Source organism: Nocardiopsis sp. NPDC006139, assembly GCF_040614155.1.
Lineage (GTDB): Bacteria > Actinomycetota > Actinomycetes > Streptosporangiales > Streptosporangiaceae > Nocardiopsis > Nocardiopsis changdeensis.
This window is the reverse complement of record NZ_JBEXTT010000010.1, coordinates 84,792-102,505: the sequence shown is the minus strand read 5'-3', so window position 1 is coordinate 102,505 and position 17,714 is coordinate 84,792. Positions and strand designations below refer to the sequence as shown.

The 17,714-nt window shown below is 71.7% G+C and carries 11 protein-coding genes; 1 reads left to right on the top strand and 10 read right to left on the bottom strand.

Features of this window, described 5'->3' with window-relative positions:
* Window positions 1–375 precede the first annotated feature (375 nt).
* From ABZ249_RS15435 to ABZ249_RS15395, 9 genes are all read right to left on the bottom strand, one after another.
* Entirely contained in the window at window positions 376–3,069 is a 2,694-nt protein-coding gene (locus ABZ249_RS15435) for a CDP-glycerol glycerophosphotransferase family protein (RefSeq protein WP_355262661.1), read from the bottom strand.
* Between the two features lie 25 nt (window positions 3,070–3,094).
* A complete protein-coding gene (locus ABZ249_RS15430) occupies window positions 3,095–5,080 on the bottom strand; it encodes a glycerophosphotransferase (protein ID WP_355262658.1) in 1,986 nt (661 codons plus the stop codon).
* Window positions 5,077–6,489, bottom strand: coding sequence for a bifunctional cytidylyltransferase/SDR family oxidoreductase (locus ABZ249_RS15425; protein WP_355262655.1), 1,413 nt, complete (start codon window positions 6,487–6,489; stop codon window positions 5,077–5,079). The genes ABZ249_RS15430 and ABZ249_RS15425 overlap by 4 nt, the downstream gene beginning before the upstream one ends.
* Window positions 6,490–6,826: 337 nt before the next feature.
* The gene (locus tag ABZ249_RS15420) at window positions 6,827–8,914 is read right to left on the bottom strand and encodes a glycerophosphotransferase (RefSeq protein ID WP_355262652.1); all 2,088 of its coding nucleotides are present in this window, start codon (window positions 8,912–8,914) and stop codon (window positions 6,827–6,829) included.
* Complete coding sequence (locus ABZ249_RS15415; RefSeq protein ID WP_355262649.1) at window positions 8,911–10,368, bottom strand: bifunctional cytidylyltransferase/SDR family oxidoreductase; 1,458 nt, start codon at window positions 10,366–10,368, stop codon at window positions 8,911–8,913. The genes ABZ249_RS15420 and ABZ249_RS15415 overlap by 4 nt, the downstream gene beginning before the upstream one ends.
* A gap of 462 nt (window positions 10,369–10,830) precedes the next feature.
* Complete coding sequence (locus tag ABZ249_RS15410; RefSeq protein WP_355262646.1) at window positions 10,831–12,456, bottom strand: NCS1 family nucleobase:cation symporter-1; 1,626 nt, start codon at window positions 12,454–12,456, stop codon at window positions 10,831–10,833.
* 193 nt (window positions 12,457–12,649) lie between these two features.
* Window positions 12,650–13,663: a TIGR03842 family LLM class F420-dependent oxidoreductase gene (locus ABZ249_RS15405; protein WP_355262643.1), complete on the bottom strand. Its 1,014-nt coding sequence runs from the start codon at window positions 13,661–13,663 to the stop codon at window positions 12,650–12,652.
* An 18-nt stretch (window positions 13,664–13,681) separates the two neighbouring features.
* Window positions 13,682–15,088 carry a dihydropyrimidinase gene (gene hydA / locus ABZ249_RS15400; protein WP_355262640.1) on the bottom strand — a complete coding sequence of 469 codons (1,407 nt, stop codon included), beginning with the start codon at window positions 15,086–15,088 and terminating at the stop codon, window positions 13,682–13,684.
* Between the two features lie 8 nt (window positions 15,089–15,096).
* A complete protein-coding gene (locus ABZ249_RS15395; protein WP_355262637.1) occupies window positions 15,097–15,939 on the bottom strand; it encodes a nitrilase-related carbon-nitrogen hydrolase in 843 nt (280 codons plus the stop codon).
* A 330-nt stretch (window positions 15,940–16,269) separates the two neighbouring features.
* Between ABZ249_RS15395 and ABZ249_RS15390 the strand changes: the two genes are divergently transcribed.
* Window positions 16,270–16,725 carry a flavodoxin gene (locus ABZ249_RS15390; protein WP_220563350.1) on the top strand — a complete coding sequence of 152 codons (456 nt, stop codon included), beginning with the start codon at window positions 16,270–16,272 and terminating at the stop codon, window positions 16,723–16,725.
* 83 nt (window positions 16,726–16,808) lie between these two features.
* On the opposite strand, the gene ABZ249_RS15385 is transcribed toward ABZ249_RS15390, so the two are convergent.
* Window positions 16,809–17,636 (bottom strand): DUF4352 domain-containing protein, encoded by an 828-nt coding sequence (locus ABZ249_RS15385; RefSeq protein ID WP_355262634.1) that lies wholly within the window; start codon window positions 17,634–17,636, stop codon window positions 16,809–16,811.
* Between the last annotated feature and the right edge of the window lie 78 nt (window positions 17,637–17,714).

The window sequence follows — 17,714 nt, the reverse complement described above, 5'->3', positions numbered from 1 at the left end:
TGTCCAGTCGAGATGAAATCTGTGTCGCGGCGTAGCCCTGAGCTGCGGAAACAGTGTCCCAGTTCACATGCCCGGCCCTCGGCGGCCCCGCGGCGACATGTGCCTTTTGTAAACGTATGGGGTTTTTATGGCAACCCGTTTGCCAGAACCGGCGTCCTGATCACAGCCGACCGGCACGACAGGAGGGCACCCATGGCGCCGCACTTCGAGGAGGACGAGTACGAGGAGGGGGAGGAGCACTTCTACGACGACGAGGGCACCTTCGGAGTACTCGCACCACTGGACGCCGACGACCCCGACGGCGGCTGGTGACCCCCGAACGGACGAGGGGCCCCGGACCGTGCAGGTCCGGGGCCCCGTTCGTCGGCGTCGGGCTCAGCCGCGCCCGTTCAGCATGCGGTCGACCACGCGGACCGTGGCCCGTCCGTCCGACGGGTCGCAGAAGTCGCGCACGAACTCCTCGTACCGCTCCCGGTACTCCTCCACGATCCCGTCGAGGTCCTTCAGCGCCGCGATCAGCTCCTCGGACGTCTTGAGCAGCGGCCCCGGGGCCTTCTCGCCCAGGTCGAAGTAGAACCCGCGCAGCGTGTCCCGGTAGTGCTCCAGGTCGTAGGTGTAGAACAGCATCGGCCGGCCCGAGTGGGCGAAGTCGAAGAACGCCGACGAGTAGTCGGTGACCAGGACGTCCGCGATCAGGTAGAGGTCGGCGATGTCCGGGTACTTGGTCACGTCCCAGACGAACCCCTGGCCCGCCCCGGGGATGCTGTCCAGGACCTTGGGGTGCTTGCGGAACAGCAGCACGTGGTCCTCGCCCAGCTCCTCCCGCAGCGCGGGCAGGTCGATCTGGAGGTCCAGCTTGAACCGCTTGCCGCCGTAGCGCTGGTCGTCCCGCCAGGTCGGCGCGTACAGCACCACGCGCTTGCCCTCCGGCAGCCCCAGGGCCTGGCGGACCCGCTTGGCGCGCACGTCCCGGTCGGGGGCGTGGAAGACGTCGTTGCGCGGGTAGCCCGACTCCAGGATCTCCGCCTCGCAGCTGAAGGCGTTGCGCATGATCGGGGTCGAGAACGTGTTCGGCGACACCAGGAAGTCCCACTGGCGCGACATGTGCGGCAGGTTCGCGATGTAGGCCCGGTTGGCCTTGGGCGTGCCCAGCAGGTCGGCGCCGATCTTCTTGAGCGGGGTGCCGTGCCAGGTCTGGACGACGGTCTGCCCCTCCCGGCGCAGGAACCAGTCCGGCATCTTCACGTTGGTCACGATGTAGCGGTAGCGGGCCAGGGCCTCGTACCACTCCCGGCTGGAGTAGTCCACGCCGGTGACCCCCTCGGGCAGGGCGACCTGGCCGTCCCGCACCGTCCACACGTGTTCCACATCGACGCCGCGCCGGGCCAGCTCCTCGTACACCGCGCGCGGGGAGTCGGAGAACTGCGAGCCGGTGAAGCTCGTGTAGAGCACCGCCTCGCGCAGCGGCTCCTCCCGGCGCGCCCGCAGGTACTCCTCGCGCAGCAGCCGCTGCCGGTAGGCGCCCTTCTCCTCCAGCGTCAGCATGCTGTCCGGGGCCAGGAAGACGCGGTCGTGGAACCTCCGGTCCACCGTGTACCCGCGGTGCTTCCCGGCGTGCCGCAGGGGCAGCGAGCCGATGAGGGCGGGGCTGATCTTGACGGGGACGTCCTCGTGGTGGTCCCACCGGTCGGCCGCCCGCAGCGAGAGGTACCAGCGGCCCTGGCGCAGCGGCAGCAGGGCGCCGAAGAAGTCCTGGTGGTCGGGGTCGATCACGGCCTCGAACCGCCCGTCCCCGATGGTGACGGGGACCCGGATCTCCTCGAACCGCTCGCCGTGCCGCAGCACCAGCACGCGGTCCCGGGACGGCCCCGTGTAGGTGCCGGACAGGTGCAGCATGCCCTGCTCCCAGCGCAGCGCCTCCACCACGGGCTGGCGCACCCGGTCGTGCAGGACCAGGCGGCCCTCGGCACTGGCGCCCACCGAGATCTCGCGGTCGTCGCCCACGGGGTGCGCCCCGGTCACGGACCCGTCCAGGACGGTGACGGGGGACCGGTCCCGGCCGGTCACCGTGCGCACGCGCAGCTCTCGGGTGGCCCCGGTGGACACCCGCAGGGCGTCCAGCGGGACGCGCGCCGAGGTGCCGTCGACCGGGTGCTCCGTCTCCACCTCGGTGCCGTCCTCGGTGCGGGAGACGACCAGCCGGTCCACCGGCGCGGAGAGGTCCAGCACGAGGTCGTCGCCCTCGCGCCGGTGGCCGCGCAGCTCGGCGCGGAGCGGCTCGACCCGGAACTCCAGGCGCTTCTTGGTGAACCCGCTCACCCACAGGGTGCGGTCGTCCAGGCCGCGGGCGTGCGCGTGCCCCGCGGTGCCGACCTCGCCGGCGGCGAGGCCGCCCCTGCGGGCCCGGCCGAACGCCCACACCGCCAGCGTCAGCGACCACGTGCCCGGTTCCCAGCCGGCACCCGAGCGCAGCCGCGCGGGGTCGACCACGATCTCGAACCCGGAGCCGTCGTAGCAGTGCAGGCCCTGCTTGGAGTGCAGGGTCGCCAGCGGCTCCCGCCGGTGCACCGTCTTCAGGGGCACCCGCTTGCGGGACCCCTTCCGGGTCAGCCAGGCCAGCACCGGCAGGCGGGGGCGGCCCGGGACGGGGACGTTGAGCACGTGCGCGTAGCCGCGCAGGACCAGGACGCCGTTCTCCCACACCATCTCGGTCAGCCGGGTGACCAGCGGGATCTCCTTGTCGGAGAGCCCGGCCACCTCCTTGGGCAGGATACCGGGGGCCACCCCGGGGACCTCCAGCACCGGGGACAGCAGTCCCCGCACGTGGAAGGCCCCGGGGTTGTCGCGCTCGAACCGCACCAGGGCGACGGCCTCGTCCCAGCGCCGGTGGGCGGTCAGCCACAGCCTGCTCCGGGTCAGGGGGGGAAGGGAGGCCAGGGCGCCCGCGGGCAGGCCGTCGACGAAGGAGCGGGCGGCCTCGCCCGCCCGGTCCCGCTCCTCCTGGTCCGACTCGGGGAGGTAGCGGATCAGCCGCTGCAGGTCGTCGGGCACCGACGTCTTCGCTGCCATGGGCAGAGTTGTTCCTTCCGGGTGGTCACACGGCGACGGACGTGCTGTCCGACTCCGCGGAGTCCAGCGGCCGCAGTTCGGCGGCGCGTTCGTAGAGGTCGTCCACGGCGGCGGTGAAGCGGCTCATGGAGCTGGTGTCCGACGGTCCGAGCAGGTAGGTGCGCAGCTCCCGGCGGCGCTCCTCCATCTCGTCGGCGCCGTCCAGGTGCACGGCGGCCAGGGCGGTGTCCAGCCCGGTGCCGTCGGGGTCGAGCAGGTAGGCCGCGCTCGACGTGGGGTGCTTGACGCGGAACTCGTCGTGCGTGATGCCCTCGCAGTTGGTGATCGCGTAGGGCTTCTCGGTGGCGACGAAGTCGGCCACCACGCTGGAGATGTCGCTGATGAGCAGGTCGGCCTGGTTGAAGCAGGAGTACAGCGACGGCCGCGGGCCCTGGATGACCAGGTGCGCGGTGTCGGGCTGGCCCTCCCAGTACACCCGGTGCCACTCCTCGGTGAGGGCGGCCAGCTCCTCGATGAGCGCGGGGTCGGCCTTGCCCTCCTCGCGCGAGTTGTGGGCCTCGTCGGTGGCGCCCCGGTCGTCGTCGAAGGCGGCCAGGCGGCGGTCGAGCGCCGCCAGCTCGCGGGTGTCCCGCTCGCTGTGGCCGGCGGCCTTGTTCGCGGCCTCCAGCAGCGCGACGATCTTCTGGTGGGCGCGGCGCGCCCGGCCCGAGCGGATGCCGGTGAACGGGTGCGGCTTGTACAGGACGCGTACCCGCGGTTCGGCCTTGAGCAGGCCCGCGATGAGGGCGGGGCCGGCGTCGATCAGGGAGGTGTTGCCGGGTTCGTCGGTCCATCCCTCCCAGGTGGGCGCGTAGAGCACGGTCCGGACGGCGTTGGGCGCGGTGTCGGTGCGGATCGAGTCCAGCTGGGGGCGGCCCACCTCGACGACCTCGTCGGTGCGCACGCCCACCTGGGCGCGCACGTACCGGTCCAGCCCGGCCCGGCCCGCGGTCCACACCTCGTCGTAGACCTTGCTGAACGGGTTGACGCTGGCGATCTTGTCGCTGTCGCCGTGGCCGATGAACACGTGCTTGATCATCGGGTTGCGCAGCATGTGGATGTTCTTGCCGGTGTTGGCCGGGTACAGGGCCACCCGCGCCGGGCCGAAGTCCAGCGCCATCAGGTCGGTCGAGGTCGGGACGCACAGCACCGGGACGGCGGTCGGCGCCAGCTGGGCGGCGATGGCGCGCTCGCGCAGCACGATGATCCCGCGCCGGGGCAGCCGGGCCATGGTGTCCAGCCACATGTTCACCTGGTAGGTGGAGTCGGCCGAACCGGAGAAGTACAGGATGACCTCGGGCCGGTAGGAGTCCAGCCAGGACTGGGTGAACTCCATGACCCGCTCGGGGGAGGGGATGGCGCGGGCGCGCCGGATGTGCCAGGCCAGCATCAGCAGCCCGAGGACGGTGATGCCCAGGGTCAGCACGGCGCCGGCCGCCACGATCCACGCCGAGCCGAGCGCCACGTACCCCACGACGCCGAACACCAGGAAGGCGTCCAGCGGCAGCAGCCGGCTCATGGGCTCGCGCACCAGGGGCATCGGCGGGCTGTCGGGGATGTTCAGCGCGGTCAGGTCGATGTTGCGGGTGACGATCGGCAGCTTGCGCTCCACGCGCAGCAGCCGGGCGGCGATGCCGGCCACGAGCTGGAGGCCGAAGAGCAGCAGGAACGCCAGCAGGACCATGCCGATGCCGGTGGAGGTGGCGCTGGTCGTGGTGATGAGCAGGCCCAGGACGAGCAGCTGGCGCAGCAGCGCGCGGGGGGTGATGCCCAGCCGGATCTGCTGGATCAGCTTGGCGAGCTCGTGCATCCGGTGCAGCAGCAGCGCGTCCATGGCGTAGCTGCCGATCGCGCCGATCGCGAAGACCCACCACGACTCGGTGATGACACCCGCGAGCATGACCAGGTAGGTGAGGCCGAGCAGGGCCGCTCCGAAGAGGGTCTCCCGGCTCAGTTCGCGGAGCTTGTTCACTTGGCGCCCCCGGTGGCGCCGATGCCCGGCAGGTCCTCGCGGCGGACGTCGACGACGTGGCCGGTGAGGTCGGACAGCAGCACGTCCAGCGAGGTGACGGCCACCTTCTCGGCGCTGAGCAGCGTCCCGGCGGGCTCCTCGCCGAACGCCTTGACCCGCATGGGCGTCTGGGTGCGCTCGGGGTTGATGCAGTTGATGCGCACGCCGTCCTCGGACCACTCGTCGGCCAGGGCCTGGGTCAGGTTGACCGTGGCGGCCTTGGTGGAGGAGTACAGGCTGTACTCGCCGCGTCCGCGCGTGTAGGAGCTGGAGGTGTACAGGAGCAGCTGGCCCTTGGTCTGGGCGAGGTAGGGGAAGGCGGCGCGCGCGATGTGCACCGGGGCCAGGTAGTTGACCCGCAGCGCCTCCTCGATGACGGCGTCGTCGGTCTGGTCGAGGCGGCCGATGCGCAGCACCCCGGCGGTGTTGACGACGTAGTCGATGCGGCCGGTGGCGCTGTGCGCCTGCTCCAGGGCCCCGGCGATGTCGGCAGGGTTGGCCACGTCGGTGCGGGTGGCGCTGCGCGAGTAGCGGAAGACCCGGGCGCCGTGCTTCTCCGCCAGGTCGGCGATCCCGGCGCCGATCCCGTAGCTGCCGCCGAACACGACCACCGTCCTGCCGACGAGCCGTGCGGCGTAGTCCTCTTCGGTGAACTCCGGGGTGGCGGCCGAGGAGAGCTGGAAGAGCTTGTCGGCGATGAAGATGTCGACCGGCTGGGTCACCTTCATGTTCTGCTCTTCGCCGGCGACCACGTGGATCGGCACGTCCGGGGTGTAGCGCAGGACGACGGTGCAGTCGTCGGTGGCCTCGAAGCCCGGGTCCGCCCACGCCTTGGCGTAGGCGTCGCGGATGGCGGACAGGCGGAAGCCCTGCGGGGTCTGGCCGCGGCGCAGCCGGGCGCGGGTGGGGACGTCGGTGATGACGTCGTCGTCCACCTCGATGATGGTGTCCGAGGACGGAATGGCCACGTCCACGGCCCGGTAGGTCTCCAGGGCGGTGACGCAGTCGTCGATGACCCGCTGGGAGAGCAGGGGCCGGACCGCGTCGTGGAAGAGCACGTTGGTGTTCTCCGCCGAGTAGTGCGACAGGGCGTCCAGGGCGAGCTGGGTGGTGGCGTTGCGTGAGGTCCCGCCCGGCAGTACCCGGGCCACCTTGGTGAGCCCGGCCTTGCGCACGATCTCCTCGGCGTCGTTGACGAAGCCGGGGTTCATCATCACGAGGACCTCGTCCACGCGCGGAGCCTGCTCGAAGATCTCCAGGGTGTGTTCCAGGATCGTCTTCCCGGCGATCTTCAGCAGCTGCTTGGGCGTCGCCAGACCGATTCGCTGACCGCTGCCACCGGCCAGGACGATGGCGACGGTTCTGGTCACGGGACGGGCGACGGGCTCGGTGGCATGACTGGGCAAGCTGGACTCCGGTGAGGGAAAAGAGCGGGTGTTCCCGCAGGTGATGGGCGGTGGAGTCGGTCTCGGTTCGACTCTGATACGTCCAGGACCAGACTCTACGGGCAGATAAAGGACGTTTTAACAGGATATGGGGTTTACCTAGGGTTAGTCGGTTGGTTGACTCACCAAGGGGGATCGGTTCGCAAAGGATTTCCGAGAAGTCATCTGGTCGGGGGACAGGGATTCGCGGAGGCGGGGCCCGGTGTCACGGAACACGTCGGGGGACGTGCTCCGCACCCGGGCCCTCCGCCGTCGGCCCTGCTCAGGAGGGCGCCCCCGTCTCCCGGGGGCGCAGCGCCTCCCGGAGGCGCGGCGGGACGGCGTCCCCGCCGCTCGCCGGCGGCCCCTCCGCGAATCCGCCGGGACCGTCCCCGCGGAACGGGTCGGCCGGGACCGGCTCGGCGAAGGTGCCGAGCGGGAAGTCCCGCAGACCCCGCTCGTAGAGGTCGTCCACGGCCGCGGAGAACCGGGTCTGGGCGTCCGGCTCGTCCGGTCCCAGCAGGTACTCCTTGAGGACCTCCCGGCGGCGGGCCATGGCGTCGCCCGCCGGTTCCCGGGCGGCCGCCAGGACCTCGTCCAGCCCGGCCAGGCCCGGGCGCAGCAGGTACCCGGCCCCCGCGGACGGGTACTGCGCGCGGAACTCGTCGTCGGCGGTGTCCCACAGGTCCGCGATGGCGTAGGGCTTGCCGCTCGCGATGAAGTCGGCCACCACGCTGGAGATGTCGCTGACCATCGCGTCCGACTCGTTGAAGCACGAGAACAGGGTCGGGAACGGGTCGGTGACCACGTGGTGGCGCAGCGGCCCCGCCGACGTCCAGTACAGGTCGTGCCACTGCCGCAGCAGGTCCCGGTACCCGGCCAGGTCGCCCGGGGTCAGGCTCCGCTCCGAGGACTCCCGCCGGAAGTGCTCGATCCGCGCCCGCAGCTCCGCCAGCCGCCGCTCGGCCTCCGGGGGCACCGGGTCCAGGCGGCGGTTGTGCGCGGTGATCGCCTCCACGATCCGCCGGTGCGCCGCCGCGGCGAGGGGGGACCGCTTGCCCAGCAGCGGGTGCGGCTTGTAGATGAGCCGGACCGGTCCGCCGCCGGCCAGCAGCCGCTCCACCAGCTCCACGCCGACGGTGTCGGCCGAGGTCAGGTAGTTGTTGTCGTCCACGCCCTCCCAGGTGGGCGCGTAGATCACGGTGGGCACCGACCGCTCGGCCGCCGACCTCGGACCCTCGACCACGTCCAGCTGGGGGCGGCCCACCTCCACCACGTCGCGGTCGTCGATGGCGTGCCGGACCCTGCGGTAGCGCTCGCGTCCGCCGCGGCCGGCCACCCAGATCTCGTCGAAGATCCGGCTGACCCGGTTGCTGCTGGGCAGCTTGTCGCTGTCGCCGTGCCCGACGAACACGTGCTTGATCTCGGCGCGCTGCACCAGGTGGATGTTCTTGCCCGCGTTGCCCGGGTACAGGGCCACCCGCACCGTGGACAGGTCCAGGGCGGCCAGGTCGTCGGCGCGCGGGACGCACACGACCGGCAGCGGGGTCGGCTCCAGGTGCGGCAGGTTGGCGTGCTCGCGGAACACCACCAGGGCCCGCCGGTCCAGCCGCTCCACGGCCTCCAGCCACATGTTGGCCTGGTAGACGCCGTTCTGGCTGCCCACGCCGAACGTGAAGTACAGGACCACCTCGGGCCGGTACGCGCGCAGCCGCTCGTTGACCTCCTCGATGACCTCGGCGTCGGAGGGGAAGCGCAGGTGCGCCAGGAGCGTCGGCACGGTGGCCAGCGCCAGCACCAGGACCGCGCCCGCGCTCAGCGCGGCACCGCCGACCGCGAGCCATTCCGGCCCGCCGGCCAGGTGCGCCACACCGCCCGCCACCAGGGCGAAGTCGGCGAGGAACACGCGGTTCATCGGCAGCTCGCGCACGAACCGGGGGACCTGCGGCAGGTTCAGCGCCGACAGGTCCAGGTTGCGGGTCCGCACCGGCAGCCGGGAGCGGCGCAGGATCTGCATCCGCATCAGGTCGTAGCCCAGGGACAGCACGAAGAACGCGGCCAGCCCCGCGAACGTCGACCAGTAGGCCGGGGTGCCGATCGCCCCCACGGACACGTACAGCGCGATCAGGAGGATCTGCCGCAGCAGCATCCGCACGGTGAGCCCCACCCGAATGCGGCTGAGCACCTTGGTCAGCACGGTGACGCGCTGGGCGACCATCCACTCGGTGGTGTACAGGACCAGGGCCAGCACCCCGAACACCCAGACCTGTGCCATGGCCACCTCGACGGCCTGGAGCAGGAAGGAGAGCCCCATGGCCGCAAGGACGGCCAGCGCGGTGCCGTTCACCCCCAGATGGCGGAGCCGGTTCACTTCGCCCCCTCCGTTCGGCGCGCCCGGGCGGCGGCCACCGGGTCCTCGCGGCGGACGTCGACGACGTGGCCGGTGAGGTCGGACAGCAGCACGTCCAGGGAGGTGCGGGCCACCTTCTCGGCGCTGAGCAGGGTGCCCGAGGGCTCCTCGCCGAACGCCTTCACCCGCATAGGGGTGCGGGTGCGCTCGGGGTTGATGCAGTTGATGCGCACGCCGTCCTCGGACCACTCGTCGGCCAGGGCCTGGGTCAGGTTGACGGTCGCCGCCTTGGTGGAGGAGTACAGGCTGTACTCGGCCCGGCCCCGGGTGTAGGAGCTGGAGGTGTACAGGAGCAGCTGGCCCTTGGTCTGGGCGAGGTACGGGAAGGCCGCCCGGGCGATGTGCACCGGGGCCAGGTAGTTGACCCGCAGCGCCTCCTCGATCGCCTCCGGGCCGGTGGCGTCCAGCCGTCCGATGCGCAGCACCCCGGCGGTGTTGACCACGTGGTCGATGCGGCCGGTGGCGCTGTGCGCCTGCTCCAGGGCGGCGGCGACCTGTGCGGGATCGGCCACGTCGGTGCGGGTGGCGCTGCGCGAGTAGCGGAAGACCCGGGCGCCGTGCTTCTCCGCCAGGTCGGCGACCTCGGCGCCGATGCCGTGGCTGCCGCCGAAGACCACCACGGTCCGCCCGCCGAGCAGTCGGTCGCGGTCCTGGTCGGTGAACTCGGGGGTGTCCGCCGAGGAGAGCTGGAAGAGCTTGTCGGCGATGAAGATGTCGACCGGCTGGGTCACCTTCATGTTCTGCTCCTCGCCGGCGACCACGTGGATCGGGGTGCCGGGGGAGTAGCGCAGGACGACGGTGCAGTCGTCGGTGGCCTCGAAGTCCGGGTCGGCCCAGGCGCGCTCGTAGGCGTCGCGGATGGCGGACAGGCGGAAGCCCTGCGGGGTCTGGCCGCGGCGCAGCCGGGCGCGGGTGGGGACGTCGGTGATGACGTCGTCGTCCACCTCGATGACGGTGTCCGAGGAGGGGATCGCCACGTCCACGGCCCGGTAGGTCTCCAGGGCGGTGACGCAGTCGTCGATGACCCGCTGGGAGAGCAGGGGCCGGACCGCGTCGTGGAACAGCAGGTTGGTGGTGTCGGCGGGCAGGTGCGACAGGGCGTCCAGGGCGAGCCGGGTGGTGGCGTTGCGTGAGGTCCCGCCCGGCAGCACCCGGGTCACCTTCGTGAACCCGGCCTTGCGCACGATGGCCTCGGCGTCGTTGACGAAGCCGGGGTTCATCATCACGATGACCTCGTCCACGCGCGGGGCCTGCTCGAAGACGTCGAGCGTGTGCTCCAGGATCGTCTTCCCGGCGATCTTCAGGAGCTGCTTGGGCGTCGCCAGGCCGATGCGCTGGCCGCTGCCGCCGGCCAGGACGACCGCGACCGTCCTTGTGGCGGGCGCCGGCCGTGGAAAGGTACTGCTCTCAGGCAAGGTCGTCTCCCTCTTCGTGAAGAGTTGGGGGATGTACTGCCCGACCTTGGGGGAAACGTGCGGGTTCCGGGCACGGAGGCCGAGGGGCGCGGGCCGCCCCGGCGGGGCGCGCGCCGTTCGTCGTAGATCGGTTCGCTGTTCCTATCGCCTTAACCCGTTGTTCGGGTTCCGGTGTGAATGGGACGAAGATCCCTGCCGGCGGGTTGACCGCCTCCGTAGGAGGTTTTCGTCGCGCCGGGTCGCCCCCGCCGGGCACTGTCCGAAGAGAACCCCTGTTGACCTGGTCGGATGCCGGAGAGGACATTCTGGTTCTCGACGGTACCCGCGCCCGGGCACTGGTCACGACCGGATAACGCATGCTCCGCGTCACGATGACACCGGACCCGGCGGCCCGGAACGGCGCGGGGGCCGCACCGTGCGGTGCGGCCCCCGTGGGAGCGGATCGGGGCGGTGCCGGGCGGGTCAGGCGCCCGGCTTCTCCGGTTCGCCCTGCTCCGGCCGGTCGTCGCCGTCGGCGGCCGTGACCGTGGCCTCACCGCCGTCCCCGGCGCGGACCGGCGCCACGAGGTTCAACACCCAGTACAGGAGGAAGGACGCCACCAGCCCGACCACCCAGCCGTAGTCGGCCAGCGGGGACAGCAGCGGGATCAGCCCGTCCTCCGGGAACGGGCCGAGCCTGGCGCCGGTCTCCGCGTCCACGCCCGAGTGGGAGCCGCCCACGGCCAGCAGGGTGCCGACGCCGAACGCGGCCAGCGCCCGCCAGTTCCAGCCGCCGCCGTACCAGTACCGCGACCCGCGCCGGTACAGGCCGGGCAGGTCCAGCCGGGTCCGGTGCACCAGCCAGTAGTCGGCCAGCAGGATGCCCGCCACCGTGCCCAGGACGCCGCCGACGGTGCCCAGCCAGGTGAAGATGTAGACGCTCTCGTTCTCCAGCAGCTTCCACGGGAAGATGAGCACGCCCAGGAAGCAGGTGATGATCGCCCCGGTGCGGAAACCGATCAGGCGCGGCGCGAGGTTGGCCAGGTCGTAGGCCGGGCCCACCAGGTTCGCGGCGATGTTGGTGGACACCGTCGCCAGCAGCACGATGAAGATCGCGAACAGCAGGCCCAGGCCGCTGCCCATCTGCGCCACGATGTCGATCGGGTTCCACAGCGGCTCGCCGTACACGGCGGCGGTGCCCGCCGTCACCATGACGGCCAGCAGCGAGAACAGCGTCATCGTGGTGGGCAGGCCCAGCGACTGGCCCAGCACCTGCGCGCGCTGGGAGTCGGAGAACCGGGTGAAGTCGCTGATGTTCAGGGTCAGCGTCGCCCAGTAGCCGATGACGCCCATGAGCGAGGGGAAGAACAGGGCCCAGAACGACGGCCCCCAGTCCAGACCGTCCGGGTCGCCCGCGAGCATGACGCCCGGGCCGCCGGCCTCCGCGGCCATCCACACCAGCAGGGCCACACCGCCGACGATCATCAGCGGGGCCGCCCACACCTGCACCCTGCGGACGCCCTCCATGCCCCACAGGACGATGGCCACCTGGGCCACCCAGAAGACGGCGAAGGACAGCCACAGGGTCCACGGGTTGCCGCCGATCGCGGCGGCGTCCAGCCAGCCCTCGCCGAACAGCCGCCCGGCGAGCACGTGCACGCCCTGGCCGCCCACCCAGGTCTGGATGCCGAACCAGCCGCAGGCGACGGCGCCGCGCAGCAGCGCCGGGAGGTTGGCGCCGCGCAGGCCGAAGGAGGCGCGGGCGAACACCGGGAAGGGGATGCCGTACTTGGCGCCCGCGTGGCCGGTCAGCACCATCGGCAGCAGCACGATGACGTTGCCCAGGACCACGCACAGGATCGCCTGGCGCCAGTCCATGCCCGCGGCGATCAGGCCGCTGGCCAGGGTCCAGGCGGGGATGCTCACCGACATGCTCACCCACAGGGCGGTGAAGCTGCCGGTGCCCCAGGTGCGCCGGGACATCGGCACCGGCTGGAGGTCCTCGTTGACGTAGGGGCTCTCGGGCATGGACACGCCCTCGGCCAGGGAGACGCGGCCGTCGGGGTGGGTGACGGCTCTCGGTTCCGGGGAGGGTGGGGCTTGGGTCACGGGGCACCTGATTCTTCGGTGGTACGGGGGATCGGGGAGTGGGCGCGGCGGGGCGTGCGGGGGTCGCGGACCCGTTTCGGGCCGTCGAACATCCTCGCACGTCACCGCGGGTGCGGCGGCGGCCGGTGGTGGCCGCCGCCGCACCCGTCCCGGCAGTGTGCGCGCCCCGTGTGACTTCCGTGTTCCGGCCGGGTCAGATCCCGGACACGGCGGGGACCACGTCGCGCCCGTAGGCGTCGATGACCCCGTCCACGTCGTCGTGCATCGCGTAGACCGCGAACTGGTCCACGCCCACCGCGCGCAGCCGCTCCAGCTTGGCCACGTGCTCCTTCACAGGGCCCAGCAGGCAGAACCGGTCCACCACGCTGTCGGGGACGAACGCGGTGTCGGGGTTGTCCGCCCGGCCGTGGTGGCTGTAGTCGTAGCCCTGCCGGGCCTCGATGTAGTCGGTCAGCTCCTGGGGGACCGCCCCCGTGTGCCCGTACCGCGCCACCAGGTCGGCGACGTGGTTGCCCACCATTCCGCCGAACCAGCGGCACTGCTCGCGCGCGTGCGCCAGGCCCTGCGCCGACCCGTCGGTGACGTAGGCCGGTGCGGCCACGCACACCGTGATCTCCGCGGGGTCGCGGCCCGCGTCGGCCGCGGCCGCCCGCACGGCCTTGACCATCCACTCCGTCAGGTACGGGTCGGCCAGCTGGAGGATGAACCCGTCGGCCTGCCGCCCCACCAGCTCCAGGGCCTTGGGGCCGTAGGCGCCCATCCAGACCGGCAGCGACCCGTCGCGCACCCACGGGAGGCGGAAGGACGCCCCGTCCACGTCCGCCTCCCGGCCCTCGGCCAGGTCCTTGATCGCGGTCATGGCCCTGGAGAGGCGGGCCAGGGTGGCGGGGCTGCGCCCGGCCACCCGCATCGCGGAGTCGCCGCGGCCGATCCCGCACACCGTCCGGTTGCCGAACATGTCGTTCAGGGTCGCGAACAGGGAGGCCGTGACCTCCCAGGTGCGGGTGCCCGGGTTGGTCACCATCGGACCCACCACGAGGTTCTCGGTGCGCTCCAGGACGCGGCTGTAGATGACGAACGGCTCCTGCCACAGCACCACCGAGTCGAACGTCCACCCGTGGGTGAAGCCGAGCCGGTCGGCCCGCGCCATCCGGTCCACCAGCAGGTCGGCGGGCGGGTCGGTCTGGAGGACGAGTCCGATGTCCATGTGCTCTCCTCTCAGATCTCAGATCAGGTACCGGCAGGTGCCGCGGGACAGGTAGCGGCCGTGCCCGGCCGCGCCGAGGTACTCGCCGCCGTCCACGACGACCCGGCCGCGGGAGATCACGGTGCGGGCCCGGCCCGTCACCCGCCTGCCCTCGTACGCGGAGTAGTCCACGTTCATGTGGTGGGTTCGCGCGGAGATGACGTGCTCGGCGTTCGGGTCGTAGACCACGATGTCGGCGTCGGCGCCCGGGGCGATGGTGCCCTTGCGCGGGTAGAGCCCGAACATGCGCGCCGGGGTGGCGCAGGCCAGCTCGATCCACCGGCGGCGGTCGATGTGGCCGTCCAGGACCGCCTGGTGCAGCAGGTCCATCCGGTTCTCCACCCCGGGCAGGCCGTTGGGGATCTTGGAGAAGTCGCCCCGGCCCAGCTCCTTCTGCCCGGTGAAGCAGAACGGGCAGTGGTCGGTGGAGACCACGGACAGGTCGTTGGTCCGCAGCGCCCGCCACAGCAGCTCCTGGTGCTCCTCGGGCCGCAGCGGGGTCGAGCACACGTACTTGGCGCCCTCGAAGCCGGGCCGGGCCAGGTCGTCCGCGGACAGGAACAGGTACTGAGGACAGGTCTCGCCGAACACGTTGAGCCCCATGTCGCGCGCGCGGGCCAGCTCCTGGACCGCCTCGCCCGCCGACACGTGCACCACGTACAGCGGGGCCCCGGCCACCCGGGCCAGCTGGATGGCGCGGTGGGTGGCCTCGGACTCCAGCAGGGCCTTGCGGACCTCGCCGTGGTAGCGGGGGTCGGTCCGGCCGGCCGCCAGCGCCTGCTCGACGAGCACGTCGATGGCGATGCCGTTCTCGGCGTGCATCATGGTCAGCGCGCCGTTGGCGGCGCCGCGCTGCATGGCCCGCAGGATCTGCCCGTCGTCGCTGTAGAACACGCCCGGGTAGGCCATGAACATCTTGAACGAGGTGATGCCCTCGTCCACGAGGGCGTCCATCTCCTTCAGCGACGACTCGTTGACGTCGGACAGGATCGCGTGGAACCCGTAGTCGATCGCGCAGTTGCCCTCGGCCTTGGCCATCCAGGCGTCCACCCCGGCACGCACCGGCCGGCCCGGGCTCTGCACCGCGAAGTCGATGATGGTCGTGGTGCCGCCCCAGGCGGCCGCCCGGGTCCCGGTCTCGAAGGTGTCGGAGGCGAAGGTGCCGCCGAACGGCAGCTCCATGTGGGTGTGCGCGTCCACCCCGCCCGGGATGACGTAGTGCCCGGCGGCGTCGACGACCTCGGCGCCGCTCTCCGCCCAGGAGCGGGCGGTGTCGCCGCCGCGCAGCGCCAGGGCGGCCACCGTCCCGTCCTCGACGAGGACGTCGGCCTCCAGTTCGTCGGCGGCGGTGACGACCAGGCCGCCGGTGATGAGGGTGCGTCCCATGGCGTCCCCTAACCCTCGACCAGGGGCCCGTAGGCGTCCGGGCGGCGGTCGCGGTAGAAGGCCCACTGGGTGCGGACCTCGTCGATCAGGTCGAAGTCGAGGTCGCGCACGACCAGCTCGGGCGCGGTGTCGGAGGCGACCTCGCCGACGAACCGCCCGCGCGGGTCCACGAAGTAGCTGGTGCCGTAGAAGTCGTTGTCGCCGTACTCCTCCCGGCCCACCCGGTTGATGGCGGCGACGAAGTACTCGTTGGCGACCGCGGCGGCGGGCTGCTCCAGCTTCCACAGGTACGCGGACAGGCCCCGGCTGGTCGCCGACGGGTTGTACACCAGCTGCGCCCCGGCCAGCCCGAGCGCCCGCCAGCCCTCCGGGAAGTGGCGGTCGTAGCAGATGTAGACGCCCACGCGGCCGACGGCGGTGTCGAAGACCGGCCAGCCCAGGTTGCCGGGGCGGAAGTAGTACTTCTCCCAGAACCCCTTGACCTGCGGGATGTGGTGCTTGCGGTACTTGCCCAGGTAGGTGCCGTCGGCGTCGATGACGGCGGCGGTGTTGTAGTAGAACCCGGGCTTCTCGACCTCGAACACGGGCAGCACCATCACCATGTTCAGCTCCCGGGCCAGCTCCCGGAAGCGGGTGACGGTGGGCCCGTCGGGGACGCTCTCGGCCCACCGGTAGTGCTCGGCCTCCTGGACCTGGCAGAAGTAGGGGGCGTTGAACACCTCCTGGAAGCCGATGACGCGCGCCCCCTGGGCGGCGGCGTCGCGCGCGTATTTCTCGTGGGCGGCGAGCATGGAATCGGTGTCGCCGGTCCACTCGGTCTGGACGAGTGCGGAACGGACGATCTGCGGCATGGTTCCCTCGTTCCTCCGTGGCCGTCGCGGTCGGCCCGGAACGGTCGGTGCGTCCGCGTATGCCCTGCTGGCACGCGGGGTGCCGGCAGGGCGGTGCGCTATGAGAATCGCACCATAGAGAGAGGGGAATGGCGGGTCAATATCCGACATCCTTGCGAACAGGATTCCTCCGTGTTGCGCGATTTCGCAAAAACACCCGATGGTGGCCGATGTCCCTTTTTCGGGGTGTAACTATTTGGAGGAAAATCCATGTTTCCACGCTTTCCGGGGAAGGATTTCATACTTCCCTCCACACCCCCGGCGTCCGGCGGACACCCCTAGGGTGAGGGCATGGCACGACTGCTCATCGTTCACCACACCGTCTCCCCGGCCACCCAGGAACTGCTCGACGCGGTGCTGGAGGGGGCGCGCGACGACGAGATCGAGGGCGTGGAGGTCGTCGCCCGGCCGGCGCTGGCGGCCTCGGTCGCCGACACGCTGTCGGCCGACGCCGTCGTCCTGGGGACGCCCGCCAACATCGGGTACATGTCGGGCGCCCTCAAGTACTGGTTCGACCTCGTCTACTACCCGGCGCTGTCGGCCGGCCGCTCCGTGCCCTACGCGCTGTACGTGCACGGCAACGACGACACCGCGGGAGCGGTGCGCGCGGTGGAGGGCGCCGCCAAGGGCATGGGCTGGGCCCGCCACCGGCCGCCGGTCTCCGTCACCGGGGCCCCGGCCGCGGCCGACCGCGACGCCTGCCGGGAGCTGGGCGCCGTCACCGCCCTGGCCGCCCTGGGCATGTAGAGGGCCCCGCCCCGCGCGCCGCGCGGACCGGGGCCCGAAGCCGCCGTGGTGCGCGCCCGCCCCTGCCGGGCGGGCGCCGCGTCCTACTGGACGGGCACCACGATCGGCTCCTCCATGCCGAAGGAGGGGTCGTAGCTCACCTCGACCACGGTCACCTCGCCCGCGACCGCGACCTGGCCGCTGACCTGGTCGCCCGGCGCCAGGTCCGCGGCCTCCAGCTGGGTGATGTCGGCGAAGAGCTCCCAGTCGACGACCTCGGTGCCGTCGTCCAGGATGAAGGTGAAGTACAGCGGGTTGATCGACAGCGGCTCGCTGGAGTTGTTCACGAACGTCACGTCGAGAGCCGTGTAGGTCTCGTTGGGGTCGAGGGTGCCGCTCACGGTGCCGGCGTTGGTCGCCGTCAGCGTGACACCGTCCTCGGCCGGGGCCTCGACGGGGGCGTCGCCGCCGCCCTCCTCGCCGCCGCCCGGCTCGGTGGTCTCCGTCGTCGTGGGGGAGGTGGTCGTGGTGCCGCTGTCGTCGCCGCCGGAGGAGGACATCGCGATGACCACGATGATCACCACCGCGATCACGACCAGGACCAGGCAGCCCGCGCCCACGCCGATGCCGACCTTGGCGCCGGTGGACATGCCCTGCTTCTGCTGCGGGGCGCCCGTCGAGCCGTAGGGGTCGTAGGGCGCGCCGGGGCCGCCGTAGGGCTGCTGGCCGCCGGACGGGTCCCCGTAGGAGGGCTGGCCCCCGGTCGGGGCGCCGTAGGACGGCTGACCGCCGGTGTGGTCCCCGTAGGGCGGCTGGCCGCCGGTGGGACCGTACGGGGGCTGCCCGCCGGGAGGGCCGTAGGGCGGCTGGCCGCCCGGGGGCTGACCGCCGTACGGGGGCTGGGGACCTGACGGGTCGTTGGGGTAGGACATCGTGAGTGCTCCGGTTCTCGGATGCGGGACGGCGTGCGCCGCGGAAGGATGCGTCGTGTACCTCGAACGGAACACACG